The sequence below is a fragment of the Glycomyces harbinensis genome, from assembly GCF_900101745.1.
GTDB classification, from domain to species: Bacteria; Actinomycetota; Actinomycetes; order Mycobacteriales; family Micromonosporaceae; genus Glycomyces; species Glycomyces harbinensis.
Map to the genome: position 1 here is coordinate 175246 of NZ_FNAD01000011.1, position 26367 is coordinate 201612.

Genomic DNA, 26367 nt, shown 5'->3' on the forward strand with positions numbered 1-26367 from the left:
TCACAGCCGCGCCCTCGCAAGACGCGAATGCTCGCTAGTCAGTCCCCGGGCCGCCCTTGCCGCTGGCAACGCGTCCTGCTCCCTTCTGAGGACGCGGACATGCCCAGGCAGGTCCAGGTTACCGTGTGCGATAACGCCGCGCCAGTCCGGGCCCGGGACCTCGTGGCGGCAGCCACGGGCCGGGCGGCGCTCAGTGCGCCGCGGCCTCCCACGAGGCGCCGAACCCGGCGGAGACGGTGAGCGGCACGGCCAGCTCGGCGGCGTTCGACATCTGCTCGCGCACGAGCGCTTCGAGCCGGTCGGCCTCACCGGGTGCGACCTCGCACACCAATTCGTCGTGGACCTGCAGCAGCACCCGGGAGTCGAGGTCCGAGGCGCGCAGCGCCCGGTCGACGCCGAGCATCGCGGTCTTCATGATGTCGGCGGCGCTGCCCTGGATGGGGGCGTTCAGCGCGGCCCGCTCGGCGATCTCGCGCAGCTGGCGGTTGTCGGAGGTCAGGTCGGGGAAGTAGCGGCGCCGGCCCATGATCGTCTCGGTGTAGCCGGTCTTGCGGGCCTCCTCGACCACCCGGTGCAGGTAGTCGCGGACCTTCCCGAAGCGCGCGAAGTAGTCGTCGGAGAGCTGCTGGGCCTCCTGGGTGGTGATCCCCAGCTGCTGGCTCAGCCCGTACGCCGACAGGCCGTACGCGAGCCCGTAGGACATGGCCTTGATCTTGCGGCGGTGCTCGGCGGTGACGTCGGCGGGCTCGACCGAGAAGACCTTCGCGGCCACGGCCCGGTGGATGTCCTCGCCGGCGATGAACGCCTCGATCAGCCCCTCGTCGCCGGTCAGGCTCGCCATGATCCGCATCTCGATCTGGCTGTAGTCGATCGTCATGAGCGACTCGAAGCCCTCGGAGACGACGAACCCGGCCCGGATGGCGCGGCCGGCCTCGGAGCGGACCGGGATGTTCTGGAGGTTCGGGTCGGTCGAGGACAGGCGCCCGGTGGCGGCCACCGTCTGGAAGAAGGTGGTGTGGATGCGCCCGTCGGTCTGGATCGTCGCGCGCAGCGTGGTGACGATCTGCTTGAGCTTCTCGACGTCGCGGTACCGCAGCAGCTGCTCCAGCAGCGGGTGCCCGGTCTTGGCGAACAGCTGCTGGAGCGCGTCGGCGTTGGTGGTGTAGCCGGTCTTGGTGCGCTTGGTCTTCGGCATGTTCAGCTCGTCGAAGAGGATCTCCTGGAGCTGCTTGGGCGAGCCGACGTTGAAGGGGCGGCCCACGATCTCGTGGGCGCGGTCGGTCGCCTCCTTGGACTGGGCGGCGAACCCGGCCTCGATGTCGGCGAAGTGGCCCTCGTCGGCGGCGATCCCGGTGATCTCCATGCGCGCCAGGACGCCCGCGAGCGGGTACTCGATGGCCTCGGCGAGCTTCGCCTGGTGGCGCTGCTCCAGCCGCCCGGCCTGCTCGGCGGCGATCTCCGCGATCGCGGCGGCCGCGGCGCTGTCGGCCTCCAGCTGCGCCGCGTCGTCGTTCATCGCCGCGTCCAGGCCCACGAGGGCGCCGTCGTCGGCGGGCGACTCGGGGGTCTCCAGTTCGCGGCCGAGGAACTGCATCGCGAGGTCGCCGAGTGCGTACGAGCGCTGCTCGGGCTTGAGCAGGTACGCGCCGAGCACGGTGTCGGCCTTGATGCCGGCCACCTCGGGCCAGCCCGCGGCGTCGGCGCCCCACAGGAACGCCTTGGCGTCGTGGACGAGCTTGCCCTTCGCGGGGTCGGCGAGCCAGTCGGCCCACACCCGCTCGTCCGCGGCGTCGAGCTGCGAGGGCTCGAACCACAGCGCCGTGCCGCCTTCGGCCAGCGCGATCGAGTCGAACGAGCCGGCGCCGGAGGCGAAGGTCCCGGAGTAGGCGACGGCGACGTCCCCTGAGCGGGCGTCGAGCCATGCGGCGAGTCCGCCGGGCACGAGCGCGGCCGCGTCGACGCGGTCGACCTCGGCCACGGGGACGGCCACGGCGCCGAGGGCCTTGGCGGCGAGGTTCGCGTTGAGGCGCTCGCCGAGCGCGCGGAACTGGAGGGCGTCGAACAGGCTGTTGGTCTCGGCGACCGACCAGCCCTCCCACTCCAGGTCGTCGAGGCCCGATTCGAGTTCGAGGTCGCACACGAGGCCGTTGAGGCGGTGGTTGCGCAGCACGTCGTCGAGGTGGGCGCGGAGGTTCTCGCCGGCCTTGCCGGTGATCTCGTCGGCCTTGGCGACGAGGCCGTCGAGCGAGCCGTACTTGACGATCCACTTCGCGGCGGTCTTGGGGCCGACGCCGGGGACGCCGGGGAGGTTGTCGGCCTTCTCCCCCACGAGGGCGGCGAGGTCGCGGTAGCGGTCGGGGGTGACGCCGTACTTGGCCTCGACGGTGCCGGGGGTGTAGCGGGCGAGCTCGGTGACGCCCTTGACCGGGTAGAGCAGCGTGGTGTCGTCGCCGACCAGCTGGATCGCGTCGCGGTCGCCCGAGGAGATGAGCGTGGCGAACCCGGCCGCCCCGGCGCGGGTGGCGAGGGTCGCGATGATGTCGTCGGCCTCGTAGTTGGTCTTGGTGAGCCAGGTGATGCCGAAGGCGTCCAGGAGCTGCTGGATGATCGGGATCTGGCTCTTGAACTCCGGCGGGGTCTCGCCGCGCCCGTCCTTGTAGGCGGCGTACTCGTCGGTGCGGAACGAGTGGCGCGAGAGGTCGAAGGCGACCGCGATGTGGGTGGGCTCCTCGGCCTTGAGCAGGTTGATGAGCATCGACGCGAAACCGTAGACGGCGTTGGTGACCTGGCCGTCGTCGGTGGCGAACTTCTCGGCGGGGAGCGCGAAGAAGGCGCGGTAGGCCATCGAGTGGCCGTCGATCAGCAGCAGGCGCGATTGCGAAGAAGTCACCCCGCGAGCCTATCGAGTGCCTCCGACAAGTCGGCGGCAAGCGGGGGGCGGCGTGGCTCGCGGGTGTCGGCGGACCTTCGGTGGAACGCGGAACGGCCCGCGGACGGTGGGGTCCGCGGGCCGTGAAGTGTCGGGAGGCCTATTCGGCTTCCTGGGCTTCCTTCTGCTCGGCCTCGGCGATCACGCGCTCGGCGACGGCCCTCATGGAGAGGCGGTGGTCCATCGCGGCGCGCTGGATCCAGCGGAACGCGTCGGGCTCGGGCATGCCGTACTGGGTCATGAGCAGGCCCTTGGCGCGGTCGACGAGCTTGCGCACCTCGAGCCGCTCGGTGAGGTTCGCGACCTCTTTCTCCAGGGCGGTCATCTCGGCGAACCGGGTGAGGGACAGTTCGATCGCGGGGACCAGGTCGGACTTCTGGAAGGGCTTGACGAGATACGCCATGGCGCCGGCGGACTGGGCCCGGCTGATCAGGTCGCGCTGGCTGAAGGCGGTGAGGATCACGACCGGCGCGATGCGCGCGGAGACGATCTTCTCGGCGGCCTGCAATCCGTCCATGATCGGCATCTGGATATCGCAGATGACCAGGTCGGGCTGGTGCTCCTGGGCGAGGCGCACGGCGGCTTCGCCGTCGGCGGCCTCGGCGACCACCTCGTAACCCTCCTCGGTGAGCATCTCGGCCAGGTCGAGGCGGATGAGCCCCTCGTCTTCGGCGATGAGCACGCGCTTGCGCGGCTCCTCGGCGGCCTTGCTCGTCATGCGGTCCGTACCTTTCATACGCGTATGAACGTGGTGGCGTGCGGCGGGACCGGCACACCAGGACGCTAGCTTAGCCGCAGCCGGTTACGTCCGCACGTTCCTATGCCGAGCGTTTCGGACGACAGGGCCCAAACATCGGGCGGGGTGCGGCGCGGGTACCATACGCGTCGCGCGCGGGACCGGATCGGGCCGCGGGGCGCCGGCGGTGCGTAGGCTGAGCCTGTGGCACAGGACGAAGCGCAGCAGACCGCCGGGACCGAGCACTCCACCAAGGGCGCCTATGTCTCCGGCGAGGAGTTCACGAGGGACACCCAGTACGTCGAGGACCGGGTCGTCGCCGATGTCGGGGCCGTCAGCTCGGCGCCGGTCGAGGAGTCCTCCACTGTCGGCGATCCGCGGATGGCCGGGCTCACCGAGGGCGCGCGGGCGTGGCCGGTCGAGCCGGACCGGTACCGGCTCGTGGCGGCGCGGGCGTGCCCGTGGGCGCACCGCTCGATCATCGTCCGGCGCCTGCTGGGGCTCGAGGAGGTCATCTCGCTGGCGACGCCGGGGCCGACCCACGACGTGCGCTCCTGGACCTTCGACCTCGGCCCTGGCGGCCGCGACCCGGTGCTGGGCACCGAGCGTCTCCAGGAGCACTACTTCAAGCGCTTCCCGGACTATCCGCGCGGCATCACCGTGCCCGCGCTGGTGGACGTGCCCTCGGGCGAGGTCGTCACCAACGACTATCCGCAGCTGACGTTCGACCTGTCGACGCAGTGGGCCGCGTACCACCGGGAGGGCGCGCCGGATCTGGTGCCGGATGATCTGGTCGACGAGATGCTCCCGGTGGTCAAGCGGATCTTCACCGAGGTCAACAACGGGGTGTACCGGGCGGGCTTCGCCGGTTCGCAGCGCGCGTACGAGCGTGCCTACGAGCGGCTGTTCACGGCCCTCGACTGGCTGGAGGAGCGGCTGGCCGACCGCCGGTACCTCATGGGCGACCACCTCACCGAGGCCGACGTGCGGCTGTTCACGACGCTGGCGCGCTTCGACCCGGTCTACCACGGGCACTTCAAGTGCAACCGCAACAAGCTCACCGAGATGCCGAACCTGTGGGGCTACGCGCGGGACCTGTTCCAGACGCCGGGCTTCGGCGACACCGTGGACTTCGACCAGATCAAGCGCCACTACTACGTGGTGCACGAGGACATCAATCCGACGCAGATCGTCCCGGCGGGCCCGGATCTGGAGAACTGGCTCACGCCCTCGGGGCGCGAGCGGCTGGGCGGGTCACCGTTCGGGCGCGGCACGGCGCCGGGTCCGGTGTCGGCCGAGGAGCGGCCGCCGGGGGCGAACCCGCTCTACCGCTGATCGGTCAGATGCAGGTGTTGTCCTGCGCGAGGACGGTCGCGAAGTTGTAGGTGCCGTCTTCGGCGATGACGAGCGCGATGTTGGCGATGTCGACGCCGCAGCGTCCGTCCAAGGGCTCGTCGTTCCCGTCGAACAGTGCGGTTCCCGTGCCGCTCAAGGTCATCCATCCCGGTTCGACCGCTTCGAGGCGGAGGTCGCGGGTGATGCGGACCTTCGGGTGGGCCGCGACGGCCCAGTCGAGTTCGCCGACCGTCTCGAACTCGTTGCGGCCGTCGTAGGCGGCGGTGCCGAAGCCGACGGCGCCGAAGGGGCACCCGGCCGGGGTGATGTCGGGGCTCTCGGCGCAGGTGTCGAGCCAGGCGGCGAGGGCCTCGTTGAGCCGGGTCTCCATCGCCGCGTCGCCGGTGAGGGGATCGGCCATGACGGCGGGGAAGTCGATCGCGTCGAGGCTGTAGGCGCCGTTGTCCGAGCCGGGCAGGGCGAGCAGCGAGAGGGATTCGGCGCCGGCGAGTGCCGGGTCGCTTTCGAAGAGCTCGTAGGAGCCGGGGTAGAGCGCGACCGGAATCGGTATGCCGTCGACCGCCTCGACCGCGCCGGAGACCCCGCCGATCTCGACCGAGGCGAACATCGGGCTCACGTTGGTCAGGTACATGTACGGGTTGACGATGAGCAGGTCGTCGTCGGTGCCCTCGAGGTGGAAGGCGCCCTCGACGCGGTCGCCGCCGCGGGTGATGACGGCGTGGACGGTGGTCTCCGAGGCGGACTTGAGTTCGACCGACGCGATCTGCCAGTCCGCGGACATGGCCTCGGCGGTCAGCCACGACCGGTCGGCCTCCACCAGATAGGATTCGGACACGAAGGTCTCGGCGCGCTCGACGTCGCCGTCCTGCAGCGCTTCGAGGTAGTCGGTGACGATCTCGACGGGGGCCGGTTCGCGGTTCCCGAGGGCCGCCGCGGGAATCGCGATCAGGGCGACCGCTGCGGCCAGGACCGCTTCGCCGAGGATCGACCAGCGGCGGGGGCGGGCCCAGGCGAGGAGGGCGTTGGAGCGGTTCGCGTTCATTCGGTGCCCCGGCAGGTGTCGGTCGCGGCCTCGCCCAGGGGCGCGAGCTGGAGGGACCCGTCGGCGCCGGCCAGGACGTGCAGTGCGCTGCCGCCGAAGCGGCACGCGGCCGTGAACGGCTCCCAGGTGCCCCAGTCCTCGGTACCGCTGCCCTGCAGGGTGATTCGACCGGGATCGGTGAACTCGACGAGCAGTACCGGTTCCCCGTACGCTCCGGTGCCGGGGACCGCGGTGGCGACGGGATACTCGTCCACGGTCCAGACGGGGTCGCGGACCTCCTCGACGCGGTGGCGCTCATCGGTGTCGACGAGGCCGTCGGTCGCGAAGGGGCAGCCGGGAGGCGCGGTGAGCCGGTATTCGACGCAGTCGTCGATGTAGTCGTCGACCGCGACCTGGAGGGCGGCGGCGGCCTCCTCGGCTGGCTCGGGCAGCGGCGTGCCGATCACCTCGGCGCTCGAGCCGTCGTCCTCGCCGATCAGGGCGATCTCCTCGCCGCCGAAGAACCGGTAGACGCCCGGCAGCAGCTGGATCGTCCGCTGCGCCTGGCCGAGGTACCAGGCCTGCCAGGTCGTCTCGGGCGGCATCGGGACGATCCGGTCGTTCACCTGGACCGACAGGTACGAGGAGGCGCTGACGGTGACGGTCTGGAAGGGGTCGTAGAGGGTGAACTCGCCGTCGTGCTCGTAGACGGTGAAGCTCCCTTCGGCGGTGCCCTCGTCGGTGCCGATGGTCACCGACACGGGTGACGGGAAGGCCGAGGAGCTCTCGGCCTGCTCGACCGACAGGAGGTCCCAGTCGCCGATCGCGTCGGGGTGCAGGAACGCGGCCGCCTCGCCGGCCGGGATACCGGAGTCGATGAAGCTGTAGGCCCGTTCGAGGTCCTTGTCGTGCACGGCCTCCATGAACGCGGTGACGGCCTCGACGGCGTTGGACGGCTCCCGCGCCTGCTGCCACACCCACAGCGGGAGGAGGGTCAGGGCCGAGAACAGCATGATCCAGCCGACGCGCAGGCCTTCGCGGCGGGTTCGGGACGCGAGGGCGTCGGTGGAGGACATGGGCACACCTCCGGGGATCGGGGCGGGGACGGACCGAGGATAGCGGCGGGCTGCCAGCTTGCGGCGCGTCGTTATGGTGCGGAGCGAGCCTTTGGAGGAGCCATGCCGCCGGACACCGACCGCACGACGCTGTGGCAGGAGCTGCGCAGTTGGCCGCGGTACGCGCAGTTCGGCTTCGCGGGCCTGTCCGCCGTCGTCTTCGCGTCGATGTTCCTGATCGAGCAGCTGTACGAGCCCGACTTCCCCGACGAGTCGACGTGGCCCGAAGGCGAGATCCCGGGCTCGATCGCGGTCGGCGCGGTCGAGGAGGCGGCCGAGGCGCCGGAGCTGCCCGAAGGGGTCGAGGCCTACCGCGGCGATCCGCTGTGGACGTCCGAGATCGCCGAGGAGGGCGACCAGGTCGCGCAGATCGACCAGGGGACGCTGCGGCTCGCGGACGGGCGTCTCGCGCTGGAGCGCGACGGCGCGACCGTCTGGGAGCACACCTGGGAGGAGTTCGGTCCGGAGATCGGCGTGGCCGGCGGGGTCGTCGTGGTCTCCGAGAGCTCCGGTGAGGACGCCGAGTGGCCCGGCCTCCAGGACACCGTCGCGCTCGACCTCGACACCGGCGAGGAGGTCTGGCGCGACCGGGAGGCCTCGTTCGTCACGGTCTTCTCCGACGCGGTCCTCATGACCGAGTGCACCGGGGCCCAGGACGATCACCTCGGCGACTGCACCCTCTACGCGAGGGACCCCGCCGATCTGTCGCTCCAGTGGTCGACGCCGACGTACGCCAGCGCCCAGGCCGCGACGGGCAGCTCCTGGACCGGCGAGCCGATGCCGGACCGGCTCCTGGTCGAGTCCTATCCGACCGGTCACGACAGCCGGGTCGTCACGGTCTACGAGGACGGCGAGAGCCTGGTCAGCGCGGCGGCGCAGGGCGGCGCCGCGGTTTCGGGCGACACCTTGATCGTCTACGACGACTACGACGACAACCCCGCGGACGGGTGCACGGCGCTCCTCAGCGGTCACCGCTTCGGCGGGAGCGGGCCGGCCTGGGAGGTCGAGGCGCAGACGCGCAAGACCGCCGACTTCACCTACTGCGGCGGCCTGCCGACCGCCGAGGCGCAGGAGGGCAGGCTGCCGTTGACGATCGACGGGGTGCCGTCGATCGTGGACGCCGCGACCGGCGAGACCGTGTGGGAGGCGCCGGCGGCGGGCCAGGCGATCGCGCTCGGCCCCGGAGGCGACGTGCTCGTGGTGGCGGACTGGGAGGCCGAGGCGGACAACCTGGTCGCCTACGACAGCGCCACGGGAGAGGAGCGCTGGCGTGCGAGTGCGGCCTTCGGCAGCGGCGACCGCGCCTGGGCGCTGGGCGCGACGCTGTGGCTGTACGGCGACGCGGGCATGTGGGGCTGGAGTTCCTACGAGGTGTACGCGTACGACCTGGGGTCGGGCGAGGGCGTCGCGCTGCCGGGGACGGCGGCGTACTTCGTCTCGGGCGAGATCGTCACGAGCACGGGCGACTACGATGCGCCGGTGTTGAGCGCGTGGCCGACCGAGGTCTGGTAGTCAGACCCTCGGGTCCGGTGCGGCGTACCAGCGCACGATCACCGGGCGCGAGCCGGGCGGGGCGTCCTCCGGTCCGTGGGTGAAGCGCCGCAGGAGCTTGATGTACTCCTCGTGGAACTCACGCAGCTCCTCGGCGGTCATGTGGCCGCCGCCGCGCGAGCCCTGGGTCCACTCCCGGGGCTCGCCGAGGAAGGCCGCGCGCACCAGGTCGACGTCCTCGTCGAACTGGGCCTGCTGCAAGGTCTCGGCGGTGGTCCGGTCCTCATCGGAGAGCGTCGACGGGTCCGGCATGCGCCGGTCGGCCCGGACGAGCCGCCACCAGCGCTCCCGGCCCTTGGCGCGCTCGCGCACCTCGGCGATCAGTCCGGCTTCGGCGAGGAGTCGCAGGTGGTAGCTGGTGGTGCCGGTGCTCTCCCCCACGGCCTGGCCGATCGTGGTCGAGTTGCCCGGGCCGTGGACGCCGAGGTGATGAAGGATCTTGCGGCGCAACGGGTTGGACAGTGCCTTGAGGGCCGCTGAGGAGTGTTCGACCGGTGCCTCCGACATGTCCAGAGCATACAGCCGGGGTCGGTGGGGCTCGGCCGTTCGCGAGAAAGTTGCAGAGAAATACTTGCAGAATAAATTCTGCATAGCTAAGCTCGACCCATGACCTCTCCACGCGCCGCGGGCGCCCTCCTCGTCCTCTCCCCCATCGGCATCCTCTTCGGCTGGTCGTGCATGCGCCTCATGGGCGAGGTCGGCGATGAACCCTTGTGGACCATCGGCCATCTCGTCTGGCTCCCCGCCTATGTCGCGCTCACGCTGGGGCTCGTCGGGATGTACCGGCTCATCGAATCCCCCTCGCCCGGCGGCCGCCTGCTCGCCGGATCCGGCCTCGTCCTGACGGTGCTCGGGGGTGCGGCCGTCTCCACTCAGATGGCCGTCGACCTGGTGGTCGGGTTCGCGACCGCGAACCGGCAGGACATGAGCGACATGTTCGACGCGGTCCAGGGCACGCCGGGCGTCGAACTCACCGTCTATGCGGTCGACCCGAGCCTGCTGTACGTCGGCATGCTGGTGCTGGCGGTCCACGCGGCGGTCCGGGGCCGCATCCCCGGTCTCAGCGGGGGGCTCGTCGCGGTGGCCGTCGTGATCGCGGGTCTGGACCAGGCGCTCGGCTTCCCGATGAAGCTGGGCATGGCGAGCGCGCTGGTCCTGTTGCTCGTGGCGATGGTGCTGACGCGCCGGCAGCTCATCGCGGACGGAAAACCGGCGGGCCGGGACGCCCCTGCGGCAGTACGGTAGCGGTTCGGCCGGTGCGAGGCCCGCACCGGCCCGACCGCCGCGAAACAGGGAGCCGACGTTGCCCATCAGATTCGTACTCGACTGCGACACCGGCTCGGACGACGCGATCGCGATCCTCGCGGCCGCATCGCATCCCGAACTGGAGGCGGTCGCGATCACGACGGTCGGCGGCAACGTCGCCCTCGAGCACGTCACCGCGAACACCCTGAGCGTGCTCGACCTCGTCGGCGCGGCGGTCCCCGTCTACGCGGGGGCCGACCGGCCGTTCCTGCGGCCCGACCTGCCGATCCCGCGCGACGTGCTCAACAAGGACGGCGAGTTCCAGCTGGCGCGCCTCGGCTTCCCCGAGCCGGTCTCGACCGCCCGGGCCGAGAACGCCGTCGACTTCCTCACCGCGTTCTTCCTCGACGACGCGAACGCCGACGTGACGCTGGTGGCGACCGGGCCGCTGACGAACCTCGCGGTCGCGGTCACGGCCGAGCCGCGGCTGGCCGGGCGCATCCCCCGGCTCGTGGTCATGGGCGGGGCGCACGCAAACGGGAACGTCACGGCGGCGGCCGAGTTCAACTTCTGGGCCGATCCCGAAGCGGCCGAAGTGGTCTTGAGCGCCGGCATCCCCGAGGTGGTCATCGTCCCGCTCGACGCGACGCACTCCGCGCCGCTGACCGAGCGCGACTGCGCCGAGTTCGACGCGATCGGCTCGCCCGCCGCCGCAGGGGCGGCGATGCTCCTGCGCCACCGGCTCGCGCACGACCAGGCCGCGGCGGTCACGGCGTCCTCGCCGGTCCACGACCCGATGTGCGTGGCCTACCTGGTGCGCCCGGACCTGTTCACCGAGAGCGTGCGGGCGTTCGCGAGCGTCGAGACCACCGGGGACCGCACCGTCGGCGAACTCCTGGTCGACACGCGGCCCTGGTGCCCCGAACCGCCGAACGCGACCGTCGCGCTGCGCGCCTCGGTCGAGGTCTACCGCGAGTTCCTGCGGACCGCGTTCGAAGCGGCAGATCGGGACGCACCGCGCAAATCAGCCTGAAATGCGAAGCGGCGGAGGGAAAGTCGCCGCCGTTTCGTTGAAATCGCCGCCGTCCGCACCTCCCGGTGACCGTTCGAACACGGCATACTGAAGCGATCCACATGGGACCCCCATGGCGACACGGCGGTTCCGGCCGCCGGGACCCGCGGCGAAGGACGGCACCGTGCAACTCGAACCCCTCATCACCGCGGGACTGGCGTTCTTCGGCACGGTACTGGCCGTGGCGGCGGGCCTCTGGCAGTGGCGGCGCACCCGGGCCCGCGAGGCGGGCGACATGTTCCGGACCCGGCGCGTCGAAGCGCTGCAAGAGGTCTGGACCGCGCTCACGGACATGGAGGAGCGGCTGCGGACCCAGGTGATGCAGGGCGACCCCGACAACCAGATGGCGTCGCTCCAGTACCAGGACCAGATCGCGCGCATCAACATGCTGCTGCTTCGGCAGTCGCCGTTCCTCCTCGAAGACGAGCAGGATCTCGCGCAGCGGTACGTGTACCGCCTCATCGAAATCAACACGATGATCCGCGTCGGCCCCCAGGACCGCGCGCTGGAGGACGCGACGGCGATGGGCCGCGGCGACTCCGGCTGGTGGAACACCACGCAGCAGCAACCCCCGCAGGCGAGCGTCGTCGCCTACGCCGCCACCGATCTCCAGCGCCTGCGCAGGGAGTTCGGCGGCCGGTACTCGGCGGTGGTGCAGGGCCTGACGCCTTGAGGCTCAGGGCAGCGCGAGGAGGCCGACCGCCAGCGCGGCCGCGCCGAGGCCGATGAGCTGGCCGCGGTGGAGGCGCTCGCCCAGGACTCGGCGGGCGAGCAGGACGGTGCCGGCCGGGTAGAGGGCCACGATGACGGCGACGACGGCGAGGTCGCCGCTGCGGGCGGCGAGCAGGAACAGCAGGTTCGCGATCGAGTCGAGGGCGCCCGCGGTCGCCGAGAGGGCGTAGGCGGGCCGTTCGGGCCCGAGCCTGCGGTGCCACAGCGCGGCGGCGGTCAGGGTGATCGCCGAGGCGACCGTCCGGCCGACGATCAGGGGCGCCACGCCGCTGTCGGCGGGCGCCTGGTGCAGGAAGACCAGTTGCAGGGCGATGGCCGCGCCCGCGCCGAACGCGAGCAGCAGCGCCGTCCGGGAGGCCCGGGAGGACCGCGCGCCGGGACCGGCGCCGGCTGGACCCGCGCTGACGAGCACCACCGCGACCAGTGCGAGCGGCAGGCCGACCATCCCGGCCGCGGCCAGGTGCTCGCCCTGGAGCAGGCCGACGCCGACCGGCAGGGCGGCGGAGACGAGTGCTGTGACCGGCGAGAGCACGTTCATCGGGCCGATCGCGAGGGTCCGGTAGAGCAGCACGAACGCGGCGGCCGAGGCGAGGCCCGAGGCCGCGCCCCAGGCCAGGGCCCCCGGGCTGAACGACGCGCCCAGGAGCGGCCACAGCAGCAGTTCGACCCCGAGGCTGGCGGGCGCCGCGATCATCACCGTGCGCAGCACGTGGGCCTTGCGCGCGCCGAGGCCGCCGAGGAAGTCGGCGCACCCGTAGGCGAGCGAGCTGCCCAGGGCCAGCACCAGTGCGATCACCGCAACCTCCGAGTATCATCAGAACGACCGAGTTAGATACTAGACCGACCGTCGTGGTTCATCAAACCGACCGCACGGTCGTTGCGGGTGATCCCGTCGACAGGAGGGCGCATGGCCGAGTCCGAAGGGGCGCTGCGGACGGTCGCGCACAACGTCAAGGCGGCCCGCACGCGCGCGGGACTGTCGCTCGACGAGTTGGGCCGCCGCGCCGGGGTCAGCAAGGGCGCGCTCGTCGCGCTCGAGAAGGCCCAGGGCAATCCGAACCTCACCACCCTGGTCCGACTCGCCGACGCCCTCGGGATCTCCGTGTCCGCCTTGATGGAAGGCGGTGCACAGGCCCCCGTCCGGGTCGTCGCATCCGACGAGGTGGAACCACTGTGGACGAGCGAGCGCGGCGGGGAGGCCCGCCTCATGCTCACCACCGCCGGCCCCGCCCCGGTCGAGGTCTGGCGCTGGCGGCTCGAGCCGGGCGACGAGTACCCCAGTCATCCGCACCAGTCCGGAGTCCGGGAGACCGTCAGCGTGATCGGCGGCCGGATGGTCCTGGTCGTCGACGGCGCCGAGTACCCCCTCGGAGCCGGGCACACCGCGACCTTCGCGGGCGACGTCGAGCACGCCTACCGGGGCGCGGGCACCGGGACGTGCACGCTCGTCATGACCGTGCACCTGCCGCCGGGACCGGGCGGCCGAAGCGCACCTTGACGCCGGGCGAGTAGAGCACGCTCACCGGGTCGCCGGCCGGCGCCGGCAGTCCGGCCGCGGCCACCAGGTCCTCGTCGCATTCGAGGAGTTCGGCCCGGTGCAGGGGCCAGCGCGGGTGCGCGTGGGGCAGGTATCGCGTGCGGCCGAAGGCGGCGTTGTGCAGTGCCCAGCGGGCCGTGAGGAAGTGCTCCAGCGCGGTCGGCTCGGCGAGTCGTTCGCCGATGCGCACGCCGATGCGGCTGCGCGCGCCCCGGGGGCCGGGCCAGCGCCGCGAGCTGGTGTAGGTGCGGCGGTCGCCGTCGGCTTCGACGTCCATGCGCGACCACACGTACGGGAGCCGGAATCCGATGCGGGCCAGTACGACCGGGATGAGGCGGGAGGCGTCGAGGGATCGGAAGACCACGCCGCGGCGGCCGCGTTCGTCCACTGAGTAGAGACGCACGTTGGTCTCGGGGAACGTGCCGAGGTAGGGGATGCCGGGGAGGTCGAACCAGCCGACGCGGTGCATGCGGAAGGCGATCAGTCCGACGTAGGCGGTGCCGTCGAAGGTGTCGGGCGTCGTGCCGGCGGGCAGCAGCGCGGCCACGTGCGCCGGGTCGACCGCCCAGTGGAGAAAGGCGAGGTCGAGCCAGGACTGGGTGAGCAGCGGCTTGGTGATCGGCGCGCGCGCGTCGGGGGTGACGGGTTCGGGCGGCGGGTTCGCGGACATCTGCTCAGCATGGCAGCTCCGCGCCCGTCGGACGCGGGTCTACCGGAGGCCGTCGAAGCCGCGGAAGAGCGCGTCGAGCGCGTCGAGCGCGACGTCGAAGCGCGTGCCGCCGGGTCGCGGGGCGGCTGTCGCCTCGCTGATGAGCGGGTACTCCCCCGGGTCGACGCCGGCGAGGTGGTCCTCCTTCTCGGGGGACGCGTGGGGGCTCGATGCGGCGACGAGGTGGCCGAGGACGAATTCGTTCAGCGAGTAGACGAGGTCCATCGCGGTGCGGAGGGGGAATCCGGCGGCGTGCAGTTCGGCGAGGCCGTGCTCCATGATGCGCAGGCTCTGGTCGGTGACGGCAGGGCGCGAGACGACCAGGGGCACGAGGCCGGGGTGGGCGAGGAGCGTGGTGCGCAGGACGTGGGCGTAGTCGCGCAGTCCCTCCTGCCAGGGCCTGCCGCCCGCCAGGGAGAAGTCGGCGCGCGCGAAGGCGTGTTCGACGAGGCCGTCCAGGAGCGCGTCCTTGTTCGCGAAGTAGTGGTAGAGGGTCATCGGCTCGACGTCGACTTCGGCGCCGAGCCGGCGCATCGACAGTTTGGCGAGGCCGTCGCGGTCGACCAGGCGCGCCGCGCCCTCGTGTACCGCGGTTCGGGTCAGGCCGGGACGCGATCGCCCTCTCGACGGCGATCCTCGGCGGGCTGGGCGCGCCGGCCTGGCTCGGCTGCGTCGCGGCGGTCGCCGCCGGGAAGCGCTGGGCGCGTGGACTGGTGACCGGCGCGTTCGCCGTCGGGACCACGCTGGCGCTGACGGCCGCCGCGCTCGGCGGCGAGGGCTACGGCACGATCCTGCCGCCCGCCTACAGGGCGCTCGTGATGCTGCCGAGCCTGGCCGGGCTCGCGGCCGTCCTCCTGGTCTGGCGGCGCGGAAGTTAGCAGCGCTACCGCGCCTTCTGGATCGAGCGGCGCACGAGCGTGCGCACGCCCGGCAGTCGCATGGAGCGCATCATCATCTCGCTCATCCAGATGTGGGCCTTCGTGGGCGGCGCGAACTGGACGATGCCCCTGCGGGCCAGGGCTTGTCGCTTGACGACCTCCGGGCGCAGTCGCGCCTCCCAGTCGGCGAGCGCGGCCGGGACGTCCCCGCCGTGCGCCTCCAGAGCGCCGCCGAGCCGGTCGGCGCCGGTGAGGGCAAGGGCCGCACCGTATCCGGCGAAGAGCGTGACGCACCAGGCCGCGTCGCCGAGCAGGACGACGCGGCCGCGGCTCCAGGCGTCCATCGCGATCTGGCTCACCGAGTCGAAATAGGCGGCGCCGGGGTCGTCGCGGAGTTGGGCGAGCGCGTCGGGCACGCCGCCGCCGAGGTCGCCGAAGGCGCGCGAGAGCGATTGCGCCGGACCGCTTTTCAGGTCCGCTTCGGTGTCGGTGCTGCGGTAGGTGAAGAACGCCGAGGACCGCCCCGGTCCCAGGTTGACGACCGCGGCGGTCCGGCGCGGGCCGATGAAGGTGGTGCCGCTGCCTTCGGCCAGGTCGCGCGGCACGCGGGACAGCGGGAAGGCGCCGACCATGTGGTGCAGGTCGACGCGGAAGCCGGACTCGGGTCCGAAGGCGAGGCGGCGGACGCTGGAGTGGAGGCCGTCGGCGCCGACCAGGAGGTCCGCGCGTTCGGTGGTGCCGTCGGAGAGTTCGACCTCGACGCCGTCGCGTTCGGACCGGATTGCCCGCACGGTGGTGCCGAAGCGGAACTCGGCGCTGTCCCGGACGGCCTCGTGCAGGACGGTCTCCAGGTCGCCGCGGAACACCGTCGTCATGCGGGTGCCGATCGCGGCCTCGACCACGGCGGCCGGGACCGCGAACTTGTGCGAGCCGTCGGCCCTGACGAGGATCGAGGTGAACGCGCCGAGGTCGTGTTCGGCAAGGGCCGGAAGCAGTCCCAACCGCTCGACCGCGTCGTAGCCGGTGCCGACGAGGTTCACCATGTAGCCGCTGCTGCGGCGGGTCGGCGCGCGTTCGACGACGAGCGCGCGCCATCCCGCGCGGTGGAGGCGCAGGGCGGCGGCCTGGCCCGCGATGCCCGCTCCGATCACGATCGCGCGCCGTCCGGTGTCGTCGGTGCCCATGGTCGCTCCCAACCTAGTATGAACAAGTGCTCATTCTCAGTATGAGCGATCGTTCAAACCAGGTCGACCGCACCCCCGACCGCTCGCCTATAGACTCGGACGCATGCCAAGAGGAGTCGCCATTCCCCAGCTCAGGCAGCAACTGTTCGCCGCCGCCGAGCTGGTGGTCGTCCGCGACGGGCCCGCGCGCCTCAGCAGCCGCGCCGTCACCGGCGAGGCCGGCGTCGCGACGGGACTGCTCCACGCGCACTTCGGCGACCTGGACGAGTTCCTCACCGCGTACGCGGTCGACCGGTCCTTCCTCGTCAGCGCCGCCGCCGCCGGACTGCCCGATCGCGCCGGACACGGCGAGGTCGCGCAGAACCTCGCCGAGGCTCTGGCGGTGATCCCCCGCACCCACCTCACCGTGCTCGCGCGGCTGATGGCCCTGCGCCCCGAACTGGCGGGCCGCGTCCGGACCGTGCTCGGCGACCGGGCCGCCGGACTCGACGCGATCGAGCAGGCCGCGACCGCCTACCTCACGGCCGAAAGGCGACTGGGACGGATCGCCGCGGACGCGGACCCGGCGGCGCTGGCACTGGCGCTCGTCGGCGTGCTCCACCACCTCGTGCTCACCGAGGACACCGGCGAGCGCCTGCGCCGAGCCGTCACCGCGGTCGTCAAGGGCGCCGAGGCGCCGCTTGAATCGCGGCCGTGAGCGCCGCCGGTACCCCGTTCCGGACCGTCGGGACTCCAGCCTGCTGTATCGAAACGGGCGCCCCGCCTCAATAGGCTCGTTTCATGCTCCAACACCCAACTGCCGCAATGGCACTGACCACCGCGCTCGTCCTGGCCGCGGCGCCCGCGGCCGCCGCGCACTGCCCCGATCCGGCGCTCGACGCCGACCTGCTCGACGCCCGCCTCGAAGCGTTCGCCGACGTCGGCGAGTACTCGGTGGTCGCCGAGGTCCGCGACGGCGACGAGACCTGGGCCGAGGCCGTCGGCACGCGCGCGTTCGACGATCCCCGCCTCGCCGAACCCGGCGACCGCGTGGGCATCGCCAGCGTCACCAAGTCGATGACCGCCGCGATCCTGCTCCAGCTCGAGGCGGAGGGCGAGATCGACCTCGACGACACCGTCGGGGACCACCTCCCCGGACTGCTCCCCTACGAGAACGAGCCGACCATCCGCCAGATCATGCAGCACCGCGGCGGACTCGACGAGTTCCTGCGGTACCTGTACCCCTCGCTGGCCGAGGACGACCTGTCCGACGTCCGCGAGCACTACCGGACCCATTACGAGCCAGAGGAACTCATCGCGCTCGGCACCCAGGGCCCGCTCCTCTTCACGCCCGGGGACGGCTGGTCGTACTCCAACACCGGGTACATGGCGCTCGGCCTCCTCATCGAGGAGCTGACCGGCGACACGCTCCGCGAGGTGATGGACGAGCGCGTGTTCGAACCCGCCGGCATGGACGACGCGTACCTGCCCCGCGACGACACCTCCGGATTCCATGGGCCGCACCTGACCCCGTACGTGTCCACCGGCGAAGCCGACGAGCCCTATATGGACACCACGGAGCTGTCGACCACGCAGCTGTGGGCGGGCGGCGGCGTGGTCGCCGACGTGAGCGACGTCAACGAGTTCTACCGCGCCGTGTTCGACGGGACGCTGCTGGACGCGGACCAGCTCGCCGAGGCCACCCGGTTCGAGGACACCGGCGGCGACGACCGCTACGGGCTCGGCCTGTTCGCGAAGACCCTCCCGTGCGGCGACGAGATCTACGTCGGGCACACCGGCGACACGCTGGGCCACTCGACCTCGTCGTTCCACTCCTCGGACGGGCAGCGCCAGATCACGGTCACCTGGAACATCGACGACCGCCACGACTACTTCGACGAGGACGCCTTCGACGCGGCCTTGGAAGGCCTGCTCAGCGCGGCGCTCTGCGAGTAGCGGTATGCACGGTGAGGGCCGCGCCGGGCAGCGCGGCCCTCACGCTTATCGTCAACCTTTGTTGACGATAGGAAAGTCGTCAACTATGGTTGACGCATGGATGTCGAAGCGTTCACGGCCCTCGCCGCGGCGACCGCCGATCCCGACCCGTTCGAAGGATTGAAGGCGGTGGCCGCCGTCAGGGCCGAGGTCGAGCGCCGCGAAGCCGTGCTCGTGCGGCGCGCGCGCAACGACGGCGCCACCTGGGCGCAGATCGCCGCCACGCTGGGCGTCTCCAAACAGGCCGCGCACAAGAAGCACGGCGGCCGAGGACTGCTGGGAGGCCGGTCGTGATCGCGGGCGACGAGCGGCTCGCCGCCGAACTCGCGGCGATCCTGGGCGGGCGCCACCGGGTGGCCGCGGCTGCCGTGGTCGACCGCGACGGCGTGACGACCGCGAGCATCGGCGCCGGCCTCGACGCCGACTACGAGATCGGATCGATCGCCAAGGGCGTCACCGGACTCCTGTACGCCGACGCGATCGAACGCGGCGAAGTCACCGCCGAGACGCGCCTGCGCGACGTGCTGCCGCTCGAAGACGTCCCCGCCGGCGGCGTGACGCTGGGATCGCTCAGCACGCACCGGTCGGGCCTGCCGTCGCTGCCGTCCGCCGCGCGACCGCTGCGGCGCACCATCGCCCTGTGGCGGCACGGGACCAACCCCTACGGCGAGGACCTCACGCAGCTCCTCGACCAGGCCCGGGGCGTCCGGCTCGGGAGACCGAGGCCGCGCTATTCGAACCTCGGCTTCGAGCTGCTGGGCCACGCCGTCGCCAGCGCCGCCGGCACGACCTACGCCGAACTGCTCCGCGAGCGGATCACCGCCCCGCTGGGGCTCGATGACTGCTACGCCCCGGCGTCGCCGGGCGCGCTCCGGTCCGGGGCGCTGATCGGCACGGATCGCCGCGGACGGCGCCGGGAACCGTGGACCGGCGAAGCCCTCGCACCCGCCGGCGGCATCAGGGCCACGATCGGCGCCATGGCCGCACTCACGAGCGCGCTGCTGGAAGGGACCGCCCCGGGCACTGCGGCGCTCGATCCCGTCGCGCCGTTCGGCATCGGCTCCCGCATCGGCGCCGCATGGATCACGATCGAGCCGAAAGGGCACGCCATCACCTGGCACAACGGCGGCACCGGCGGATTCCGGACCTGGACGGGACTGGACCGGGGCGCGGGCCGGGGCGTCGTGGTCCTCTCGGCCACCGCCGTCCCGGTCGACCGCCACGGATTCAAGCTCTTGACCGGGAGCCGGGTACCGGTCTGAAGCCGACCGGCGAAAACCCGATTGGCAGGCCGCGCCCGGATGCCTAGCCTGAAGCCGATGAAGACGACACTCACCGCCGACGCGATCGCGCAGGCGATGCGCGAACGCCACGGCCGGATCACCGACTGGAAGCCACTGGCCGAAGGCGAGGTGTCCCAGGCGTTCGCCTTCCGCGCCGACGGCCGCGACCTCGTCGTACGCGTCGGCCCGCGGCGTCAAGGGTTCGACAAGGACGCTTGGGCGGCAAGGCGAATGCCCAAGGAGGCGGTCCCGGTGCCCGAGGTCCTGGAGATCGCCGAACTCGACGAAGGCGTCTACTGCTGCGTCTCCGAACGCATGGGCGGCGTCCACCTCGAGACCTTGGGCGAACCTCAGCAGCGGCGGCTGACACCGGCGGTGCGAGCGGTCGTCGACGCCATCGCGGACGTCGACCTGCCAGATTCGGAAGGCTACGGCTCCTTCGACGCCGAGACCGAGAACGGCCCGCACGAGACCTGGGCCGGGCACCTGCGATCCCTGCTCCCCCACGACTGGAGCGGCCTCCAGACCGAGGCCGACACCGCGCTGGCGGACGAGCTGACGGCGATCGCCGTCGAGATTGCGGCCGCGCTCCCCGTGACCCGGCAACTGGTCCACGGCGACCTGAACCCCCGCAACTTCACCGTCGAGGGCGACCGGGTCGTCGGCGTCTTCGACTGGGAGGCCGCCGTCATCGGCGATCCGACCTGGGAGATCGCCCGATACCTGCTGTGGGCGCCGGTGCTGCCGAGCACGCGGATCCAGGCCGAATACGACCTCGACCGCCTGCCCGACGAACCCGGGATCGCCGAGCGGGTGCGGTCCCTCGTCATCGTCAACGGCCTGTGGGCGCTGGACATCTACCGGCGGCAGGGGCGGACGGACGCGATGGAGCTGATGCTCAACCGCGTGCACGGCTTCCGCGAGGACCCGCCGGGGCTGACCGAAGGGCGCGACACCTACTGGATGCGGCTGCTCAAGCCCGGAACGAGGAACGGCTAGCGCCTCGACTGCCGCAGCATGATCGAAGTCCCCAGAGCCTCAACCCCAGGAATGAAGAGGTCGCCGTCGGCGCTCCTGCGCAGGGCGACCCCCTCGGACCGGAGATGATCCTCAGCCAGAGAGAGATCGGCGACCTCGACGGTGCAGGCGCTGAGGCCGGGCACCGCGTGCGGCACTTCGCCGGGGAGGCGTTCGGCCAGTCCCGCCGGAGTGGTGAGGGTGACGCGGCTGGCGCCCAGATCGAAAGCGGCCGTTCGCTTTTCAAGACTCGGGGAGCGGTCCAGGTAGCGCTCGTAGCGTTCGACGGCGGAGCGGAACCGCGAATCCTCGAGGCAGATCACGACCTCGGCCAGACCGGTGGCGCCGTTCGGGTGGACGAGCCCCTGCTGCGCGTCGAGGAGCTCGGCGGGCGCGTCCTCGGCGACGCCGACCCGCCCTTCGGGAACCATGCCGGCCGTCTCGTCAACGTCCAGGAACCTGACGTCGGCGAGGACCGTGCCCTCAGCGGTGGCGAGGGGCCGCTGAGCGGCGCGGACGCCGCTGTGGCCGATGCCCTCGGCCTCCCACCGGGCGGCGGTCGCGTCGGCGTCGCGGGTGGCGAAGACGAGGATGTGGGCGCCTTCGGCGACGTCCAGCCGGGCGGCGAGGTTCGCGACGGTCCGCGTGATCACGGCCCTGGTCGCGTCCAACTGGTCGTCCGGCACGGATAGCGGCACCAGTACGGCGTCTGCGGGCAGGCGGTTCCGTTCAGGGGCCAGCGCGAGCAGTTCGATGAAGCTGCGGGGGAAGTCGGCATGGGTGTTGCCGGCGCCGACCGGCTCGGGCGGTTCACCCGGTGTGCGCGGAAGCGCGGGAAACGCGGGCGGCCCGACGTGAAACCCGAGGCGCCGGTAGGCGTTCAGGGCGGCGTCCATGTCGCGGACTATGAGACCGATGTGGTGGATGCCGGTGATGTCAGCCATGGGGTGGCCCTCCTCTAAGTCGGCGGCAGGGCCGTATGCGGTGCGGCGGAACGCATCCGCCAGTTTCGTGAAGGCCGCGACGACCTCAGGCGCCGCGGCGAGATAACGCTCGGCCGCAGGAGCCTCCGCTGGCTCGTAGGCACGTCGGACGACGCCGGCGAGCTGGTCGGCGCGATATTCGAGCGTGCGGCCCGGCTGAAGCGGCTCGCTCGCGAAGAACCCGTAGGCGACCGCCTGGATCCCGTAGTCGACGTCCGCCAGATCGATCCCGGCCCGCAGCAGCCGATGCTCGGCCAGGACGCCGAGGTACTCACGTGCGGCGATCCCCTTCGACCGAAGCAGTTCGGAGCGCTCCCGCTCCCGTGCGAACGCGTCACGATCAGAGGCACCGAAGAGCACCGCGAGAACCGGCCGCCGCATGGCCTCGAGAAAATGCCGCCGCAGATATCGATGCGGAGCGGCCTCCGTCGGCTCAGCCCGGACGGCGTCCACGACTACGTCGAGCATCGAGGCGGCCTCCCGGGCACCGACGGCCAGCAGCAACTGGTCGCGGCCCGCCCAGTGCAGGTACACGGTGCCCTTGCCGACGCCGGCGCGCGCCGCGACATCCTCGATCCGGATCCGACTCGACCTGCCGCTGACCAGCAGCGCCACCGCGGCGTCGAGCAGCGCGTCAGCCCGCCTGCCCAAATCGGCTCGCTGCGTCCGCATGAGAACCCCCAAACTCATGACCACAATACCCATCCAGTCACGAGTCTCCACCAAGGGCCCAACGACCACCCACCGCAGCAAGAGGTACCATGTACACCGCCCCGGGCCCACCGACCCGGCGCCAGGCCCGGTATTCCAACTGGCAGAGAAGACGGATTCAAAACCCGTACAGTGTGGGTTCGAATCCCACCCGGGCTACGATCTATATCCCCAGGTCAGGGGCGTGCAACCGCCGTTCACCAGCGCTAACGCTGGCCAACGGCGGTCTTTCATTTGGCGGCTGTGTGCGGCCAATAGCGGCCGCTGGCAAGATTCCGTGGATGGACGGTGGATGCAGATCCAGGGATCCCTGAGCCAGCGGGGCGCGAATAACGATCCTTTGCGGCACGCAGGCCAGACCCATTCTTGCTATCCACTGGGCCAAACCAGCAGCCGTACTCGGCATAGATCCATGCCAGATCGGTCGAGAAAGGGACGCTAGCACCTCAAGTCGGTTTGGAGGACAGCTTTGTCCGTTACGGGAGCCGTTCTCGCAGGTAAATCATACCATGATGTAGTTACTATTGGTCAACGATGGGCATCGATAGTCATGGTTTTCAGATCCCAATGGCTGGTTTTTGGCTGGTAGAAGGCGTCCACATCGGCCTTTGCTTCCGCGGTTCGCAACCGTAACAGGAATACTATCCGCGGACGCTAAAGGCTGTCCCGTAAGCACCTGCGCGGGCATGACGGGTGGGCTGACGCGCGGCATAGGGTGTGCATCTGAGGACGGAGGCGCTCACTTGATCGGACGATTGCAGCAGGGGAACGTCACCGTCTATTACTTCCCGCCCGGGCTCCGGTTCGAGACGCTGTCTGAGGGACAAGACCTGGGGTCCGCAGGGCTTCTCTACGATGAATCCCCGCTCCTGGACTCGGACATCGCCCGTCGCATCCTTTTCACGACTGGGGACCGGCCTTTCCCGGCTGCTGACTGTTCGCCAGATCGCGGCCCTGTTCGGGACCTCGAAATCAGCCGCTGACCGCATCATCGACGACCTTGCCCCAAAGCTCGCACTGCGGCCCCGGCAGCGCTATGCACCCGGGACCGTCCTGATCGTGGACGGCACCCTGGTACCGACCCGCGATAGGTCCATGGCCGCGAAGTCAAAGAACTACCGGTACTCGACCAACCATCAAGTTGTCATCCACGCCGAGTCCGGCATCGACCACGCCACCCGCACCGCCACCGTGATCGCTGACGGCGGCTACCCCGGGACCCGGGCGGTCATCCCACACCGCCGCATCGCTAAGGACGAGTCACTGATCGGTTGGAAGGAAGCACATAACGCCTCCCACCGGCACATCCGTGCCCAGATCGAGCACACCTTCGCGAAGATGAAACGCTGGAACGTCCTGCGCGACTGCCGCCTACGTGGCGACGGTGTCGCTGAAGCGATGTCCGGCATCGCCCGGCTCCACAACCTCACTCTCACAGGCTGAACCACGGCTCGATAAACAGCATTGTCCTTGACTCGCAATACTTACGGGACAGCCTTTAGGGTCCGACCTCCAAGCAAAGGCCTCCTGGCCTCCTGGGATGTCGAGGCGTTCTCGATCCTGTGCGACGCCGTGATCCAGTACCGGCAGGCATCGAAGTTGGTCACGCAGGCTGGAGTGCTCATCAAGACCCGCAAGGACTCAGCCGTGATGGACCCGCCATGCAGATCGTCCGCGTTTGCTCGCAGAAGATCCGGGGTCTACGCGAAGGAGTTCGGCCTGACCTCGTCCGCCAGGAGGTGATGATCGCGTGGGGCCGATGGCCTCGACGCCGCGAGACTCCTCTCTTTAGCTCCCCGTTTGCAGGCACACCTTTGACCAGAATTCCTGCCGAAAGCGCGGCGACCACGTTCTGCAATGACCGAGTCGCGCACGTCCTCGCCTTCTTCCGAGAGCTGCCGTGCCACAGTCTTCCTGCCCTCGGACCGAACCTTGCCCACGAATGGATGATCATCGACGAGGTCACTGCACTGCTTCTCAACCGCGTCCCTGGCCCCCGTCCAGGCGCCCGCATGAGCTGACAGCGGTTCCAACCGAGACTTACGAAGCAGGAGTGTTCGGCGCTTGCTCGCGGACTGCACTACGAGTGCAAGACACTTATGCCTCCCTACCGGCGGAACGCGCAGTGGTCCCCGGGGTTCCATTCGGGGTGGGTCATGGGCCTCTCCTCACAGTGGGGTCGTGCGCTGGGCACGACGAAGGCCCGCGCGCCGGAAGGCGTGCGGGTGCGAAGCGAACATGTGGCGGCATGCGTCCGGTGCTGGGCCCAGCAATGCTGGACGCAGCAGCGGATGCAGGTGCTGCGGTGGTAGGTGAGCTCGGTAGCTTGTCGCTGCCGAAGATCACTGGGTCCGACCAGGATGCTGGTGGGAGGTCCGGCGATGGTCCGGTGCGGGCAGGCGCGCCTGCAGCTCAAGGATCTGCGGTTGTAGAAATGGTGACCTTGTATATAGGCAGGGTGCGCGGCCATTTCCGCGGAGGGTGCGCGAGGGTGCGCGCACCCAACCCAGTACTAGGATCCGTTACGACCTGCATCTTCCGTTTCGGCGCCCCAGGTGGTGGGAGACGCCGCCGCGGGCCAGACTGCGCCCGAGAGCGTGTCCTTTCCGGTGGAGCCGCCCGTGCCCTTCAGCGTGTTGAACACGGCCTTGATCGACTCCAAATGCAGCCCAGGCTGATCGGCGATCGTGGCGCGGGCACTGGTGACGTCTTGGCCGTCGCCGGTGATGGTGTGCACAATGTCTCGGCGCAGACAGCGATGCGGGAGCTTCAGGGCATGGGCGTACGGGTCCGCTGTGCGGCGCCGCGACTGTGTCGTCGGCGAACCAACCTGCACGCGATTTGCGCCATCGAAGGTCCTTGAACGGACCTTTCAGCCGTTGGCAGTCACCGAGTTGCTCGAGTTGGGCGATCGGGTCAGGATCAGATCCACCAGAGCATCTTGAGATCACTTTCGGATTACCTTGGGGTCCGTTCACGACTACTCGAACAGCATGTGTCACCTTCAGGGCGCCGGACCGACCGAAGATGGTTCCGCCGTCGTCGAATCTGGCGGAGGTGGATCACGCCGAGGGCTCGGCAGGAGACCCGGAAGTGATCGGAGTATCTCCGGCCGTTCCCTCGGCTTCGTGTCGCGAAGGGCGATCGACACGACGTAAGCGCGGAAGGCCCCGGAAACGGCAGCGGCTACGGCGATCCAGGGGCCGAGCGAGGAGAAGTCCATTCACCAATTCTTCCCTAGATTTTGAGGACTTCCCGGTCACAGCACGACCGCCTCCATCCGAACGTAAATTACTTATTAGTAACATTCATCGTCTCAGAATTCGGCAGGATCAACAGTTCTTCACGCCAGCCCCTTCTCCCTCCGGAATCGCGGCGAACACCTCGCCCCCTTCGTGCCTGCACGCGTGGAATGCCCTATTTCAGCAAGTATGGACCGCGACAGGCGCGTAGTTCCGTAAATCACGCACCGGCATAGCGTTCTTAGCTGGGTGGCGTGGGACGTGTCTGATTTACTCTTCTGGTCCCGATATGGACGATTCTGAAATCCATGCGGTGGGATCGCCTTGGAGGCCTTGGTTCGCCCTGCGCGAGGAGTGCCAGAGCAAGCCGGAAGAGGTCGACGACTCAGTCTCTATACCCTCGAGTCAGTTACCTGATGCGGGTGGTGCGGGCGCGGCGGAGTTGGACACTGACCGGTCGGGACTCGAAGTCGTGGTAAAGGTGCTTCGGCTTGTCCTCGGTTTCGGCACCGGTCAGGATTCAGTATTTACATCGGAGTCCCGCGTGCATACAATTCGATCCATGAGACGCCACCACAGGTTTCGAGGACATCGAAAGCTGCATGCTCGCGCTTTAATCAGACTGTTCGCCACATTGATCGCACTCATCGTGGTTTCAATATTTCTTTGGCGATACACGGACGGCAGTGGAGGGAGCAAGGCCGCCGCAGTTCTCACTACGACGCTTAGAACTGGTTTCGAGTTTCTGGAAGATCGGGGTCCGTTCCTGGACGCGGTGATGATCTCAACAGGGCGATAGTCTGACGCGCGTGAATCATGTGTTTCGTGATGCGATGCGGCTGATGCGAAGCCATAGCCCGCAGCGCCAGGAGGACGGGTTCCACACGTTGCTTCCCGCGGCGAGCGAGCACCTCGACGAGCTGCTCGAGGAGTTTCAGGCTGAACGCGACGATCACGGGCTGCGTTGCTGGCTGCTGGAGCTGATCGGTGAGGCAAGGTCGAACAAGGGGCTGCCAGTACTTGTGGACCAGCTCGGTTCACCCGATGAGGCGCTCCGGGGCTGGGCCGAGCATGGACTTCGACTGCTCGACA

At 70.1% G+C, this 26367-nt stretch carries 25 protein-coding genes, 1 tRNA gene and 1 pseudogene; 16 read left to right on the forward strand and 11 right to left on the reverse strand.

Annotated features, from left to right (window positions below):
• Positions 1 to 190 precede the first annotated feature (190 nt).
• Both polA and BLQ63_RS18230 read right to left on the reverse strand, forming a co-directional pair.
• Positions 191 to 2890 carry a DNA polymerase I gene (polA, locus tag BLQ63_RS18225; RefSeq protein WP_245681009.1) on the reverse strand — a complete coding sequence of 900 codons (2700 nt, stop codon included), beginning with the start codon at positions 2888 to 2890 and terminating at the stop codon, positions 191 to 193.
• A gap of 139 nt (positions 2891 to 3029) precedes the next feature.
• Entirely contained in the window at positions 3030 to 3647 is a 618-nt protein-coding gene (locus BLQ63_RS18230) for an ANTAR domain-containing response regulator (RefSeq protein ID WP_091038394.1), read from the reverse strand.
• A gap of 222 nt (positions 3648 to 3869) precedes the next feature.
• Between BLQ63_RS18230 and BLQ63_RS18235 the strand changes: the two genes are divergently transcribed.
• The gene (locus BLQ63_RS18235) at positions 3870 to 5000 is read left to right on the forward strand and encodes a glutathione S-transferase family protein (protein WP_091038397.1); all 1131 of its coding nucleotides are present in this window, start codon (positions 3870 to 3872) and stop codon (positions 4998 to 5000) included.
• 4 nt (positions 5001 to 5004) lie between these two features.
• Here the strand turns inward: BLQ63_RS18235 and BLQ63_RS18240 are convergent, their stop codons facing one another.
• Positions 5005 to 6063: a hypothetical protein gene (locus BLQ63_RS18240; protein ID WP_091038398.1), complete on the reverse strand. Its 1059-nt coding sequence runs from the start codon at positions 6061 to 6063 to the stop codon at positions 5005 to 5007.
• On the reverse strand, positions 6060 to 7118 hold the full coding sequence (locus BLQ63_RS18245) for a hypothetical protein (protein ID WP_091038401.1): 1059 nt from the start codon (positions 7116 to 7118) through the stop codon (positions 6060 to 6062). Before BLQ63_RS18245 ends, BLQ63_RS18240 begins: the two co-directional genes overlap by 4 nt.
• 102 nt (positions 7119 to 7220) lie before the next feature.
• Here BLQ63_RS18245 and BLQ63_RS18250 point away from each other — a divergent pair, with 102 nt between their 5' ends.
• Positions 7221 to 8669, forward strand: a complete 1449-nt coding sequence (locus BLQ63_RS18250; protein WP_091038403.1) for an outer membrane protein assembly factor BamB family protein — start codon at positions 7221 to 7223, stop codon at positions 8667 to 8669.
• On the opposite strand, the gene BLQ63_RS18255 is transcribed toward BLQ63_RS18250, so the two are convergent.
• On the reverse strand, positions 8670 to 9215 hold the full coding sequence (locus BLQ63_RS18255) for an ArsR/SmtB family transcription factor (RefSeq protein WP_091038405.1): 546 nt from the start codon (positions 9213 to 9215) through the stop codon (positions 8670 to 8672).
• Between the two features lie 99 nt (positions 9216 to 9314).
• On the opposite strand from BLQ63_RS18255, the gene BLQ63_RS18260 reads away from it, so the two are divergent.
• The 3 genes from BLQ63_RS18260 to BLQ63_RS18270 all read left to right on the forward strand — a co-directional run bounded on the left by BLQ63_RS18260 (position 9315) and on the right by BLQ63_RS18270 (position 11698).
• Positions 9315 to 9953 carry a hypothetical protein gene (locus tag BLQ63_RS18260; RefSeq protein ID WP_091038407.1) on the forward strand — a complete coding sequence of 213 codons (639 nt, stop codon included), beginning with the start codon at positions 9315 to 9317 and terminating at the stop codon, positions 9951 to 9953.
• A 58-nt stretch (positions 9954 to 10011) separates the two neighbouring features.
• Entirely contained in the window at positions 10012 to 10986 is a 975-nt protein-coding gene (locus BLQ63_RS18265) for a nucleoside hydrolase (RefSeq protein ID WP_177155000.1), read from the forward strand.
• A 163-nt stretch (positions 10987 to 11149) separates the two neighbouring features.
• Entirely contained in the window at positions 11150 to 11698 is a 549-nt protein-coding gene (locus BLQ63_RS18270) for a hypothetical protein (RefSeq protein ID WP_143014985.1), read from the forward strand.
• 3 nt (positions 11699 to 11701) lie between these two features.
• Here the strand turns inward: BLQ63_RS18270 and BLQ63_RS18275 are convergent, their stop codons facing one another.
• A complete protein-coding gene (locus BLQ63_RS18275) occupies positions 11702 to 12553 on the reverse strand; it encodes an EamA family transporter (protein ID WP_091038416.1) in 852 nt (283 codons plus the stop codon).
• Positions 12554 to 12664: 111 nt separating this feature from the next.
• Between BLQ63_RS18275 and BLQ63_RS18280 the strand changes: the two genes are divergently transcribed.
• Entirely contained in the window at positions 12665 to 13255 is a 591-nt protein-coding gene (locus BLQ63_RS18280) for a helix-turn-helix domain-containing protein (RefSeq protein WP_091038419.1), read from the forward strand.
• Here BLQ63_RS18280 and BLQ63_RS18285 read toward each other — a convergent pair.
• Both BLQ63_RS18285 and BLQ63_RS18290 read right to left on the reverse strand, forming a co-directional pair.
• Positions 13206 to 13964 carry a YqjF family protein gene (locus BLQ63_RS18285; protein WP_091038422.1) on the reverse strand — a complete coding sequence of 253 codons (759 nt, stop codon included), beginning with the start codon at positions 13962 to 13964 and terminating at the stop codon, positions 13206 to 13208. The two genes, BLQ63_RS18280 and BLQ63_RS18285, sit on opposite strands and share 50 nt — an antisense overlap.
• 39 nt (positions 13965 to 14003) lie before the next feature.
• Positions 14004 to 14606 carry a TetR/AcrR family transcriptional regulator C-terminal domain-containing protein gene (locus BLQ63_RS18290; protein WP_091038425.1) on the reverse strand — a complete coding sequence of 201 codons (603 nt, stop codon included), beginning with the start codon at positions 14604 to 14606 and terminating at the stop codon, positions 14004 to 14006.
• Positions 14607 to 14716: 110 nt separating this feature from the next.
• Between BLQ63_RS18290 and BLQ63_RS28540 the strand changes: the two genes are divergently transcribed.
• On the forward strand, positions 14717 to 14881 hold the full coding sequence (locus BLQ63_RS28540; protein ID WP_177155001.1) for a hypothetical protein: 165 nt from the start codon (positions 14717 to 14719) through the stop codon (positions 14879 to 14881).
• A 5-nt stretch (positions 14882 to 14886) separates the two neighbouring features.
• Here the strand turns inward: BLQ63_RS28540 and BLQ63_RS18295 are convergent, their stop codons facing one another.
• Entirely contained in the window at positions 14887 to 16065 is a 1179-nt protein-coding gene (locus tag BLQ63_RS18295) for an FAD-dependent monooxygenase (RefSeq protein ID WP_091038427.1), read from the reverse strand.
• Positions 16066 to 16168: 103 nt separating this feature from the next.
• Here BLQ63_RS18295 and BLQ63_RS18300 point away from each other — a divergent pair, with 103 nt between their 5' ends.
• From BLQ63_RS18300 to BLQ63_RS18320, 5 genes are all read left to right on the forward strand, one after another.
• Entirely contained in the window at positions 16169 to 16762 is a 594-nt protein-coding gene (locus BLQ63_RS18300; protein ID WP_091038429.1) for a TetR/AcrR family transcriptional regulator, read from the forward strand.
• Positions 16763 to 16869: 107 nt separating this feature from the next.
• Positions 16870 to 18000, forward strand: a complete 1131-nt coding sequence (locus tag BLQ63_RS18305; protein ID WP_177155002.1) for a serine hydrolase domain-containing protein — start codon at positions 16870 to 16872, stop codon at positions 17998 to 18000.
• A 96-nt stretch (positions 18001 to 18096) separates the two neighbouring features.
• On the forward strand, positions 18097 to 18333 hold the full coding sequence (locus tag BLQ63_RS18310) for a hypothetical protein (RefSeq protein WP_091038475.1): 237 nt from the start codon (positions 18097 to 18099) through the stop codon (positions 18331 to 18333).
• Complete coding sequence (locus BLQ63_RS18315) at positions 18333 to 19301, forward strand: serine hydrolase domain-containing protein (protein WP_342673948.1); 969 nt, start codon at positions 18333 to 18335, stop codon at positions 19299 to 19301. Before BLQ63_RS18310 ends, BLQ63_RS18315 begins: the two co-directional genes overlap by 1 nt.
• Positions 19302 to 19358: 57 nt before the next feature.
• Positions 19359 to 20321, forward strand: a complete 963-nt coding sequence (locus BLQ63_RS18320; protein ID WP_177155003.1) for an aminoglycoside phosphotransferase family protein — start codon at positions 19359 to 19361, stop codon at positions 20319 to 20321.
• Here the strand turns inward: BLQ63_RS18320 and BLQ63_RS29325 are convergent.
• Complete coding sequence (locus BLQ63_RS29325; RefSeq protein WP_245681010.1) at positions 20318 to 22027, reverse strand: VOC family protein; 1710 nt, start codon at positions 22025 to 22027, stop codon at positions 20318 to 20320. The two genes, BLQ63_RS18320 and BLQ63_RS29325, sit on opposite strands and share 4 nt — an antisense overlap.
• Positions 22028 to 22118: 91 nt before the next feature.
• Between BLQ63_RS29325 and BLQ63_RS18335 the strand changes: the two genes are divergently transcribed.
• The 3 genes and pseudogenes from BLQ63_RS18335 to BLQ63_RS29980 all read left to right on the forward strand — a co-directional run bounded on the left by BLQ63_RS18335 (position 22119) and on the right by BLQ63_RS29980 (position 23776).
• Positions 22119 to 22192, forward strand: a tRNA-Leu gene (locus BLQ63_RS18335).
• 771 nt (positions 22193 to 22963) lie between these two features.
• Positions 22964 to 23476, forward strand: a pseudogene (locus BLQ63_RS18340) (transposase); the annotation flags it as partial.
• 27 nt (positions 23477 to 23503) lie between these two features.
• Positions 23504 to 23776: a P27 family phage terminase small subunit gene (locus BLQ63_RS29980; protein WP_177155004.1), complete on the forward strand. Its 273-nt coding sequence runs from the start codon at positions 23504 to 23506 to the stop codon at positions 23774 to 23776.
• Positions 23777 to 24545: 769 nt separating this feature from the next.
• On the opposite strand, the gene BLQ63_RS18350 is transcribed toward BLQ63_RS29980, so the two are convergent.
• Complete coding sequence (locus tag BLQ63_RS18350) at positions 24546 to 24770, reverse strand: hypothetical protein (RefSeq protein WP_091038441.1); 225 nt, start codon at positions 24768 to 24770, stop codon at positions 24546 to 24548.
• A 1314-nt stretch (positions 24771 to 26084) separates the two neighbouring features.
• Here BLQ63_RS18350 and BLQ63_RS18355 point away from each other — a divergent pair.
• A partial coding sequence (locus BLQ63_RS18355) for a HEAT repeat domain-containing protein (protein WP_218125341.1) occupies positions 26085 to 26367 on the forward strand: 283 nt, incomplete at its 3' end.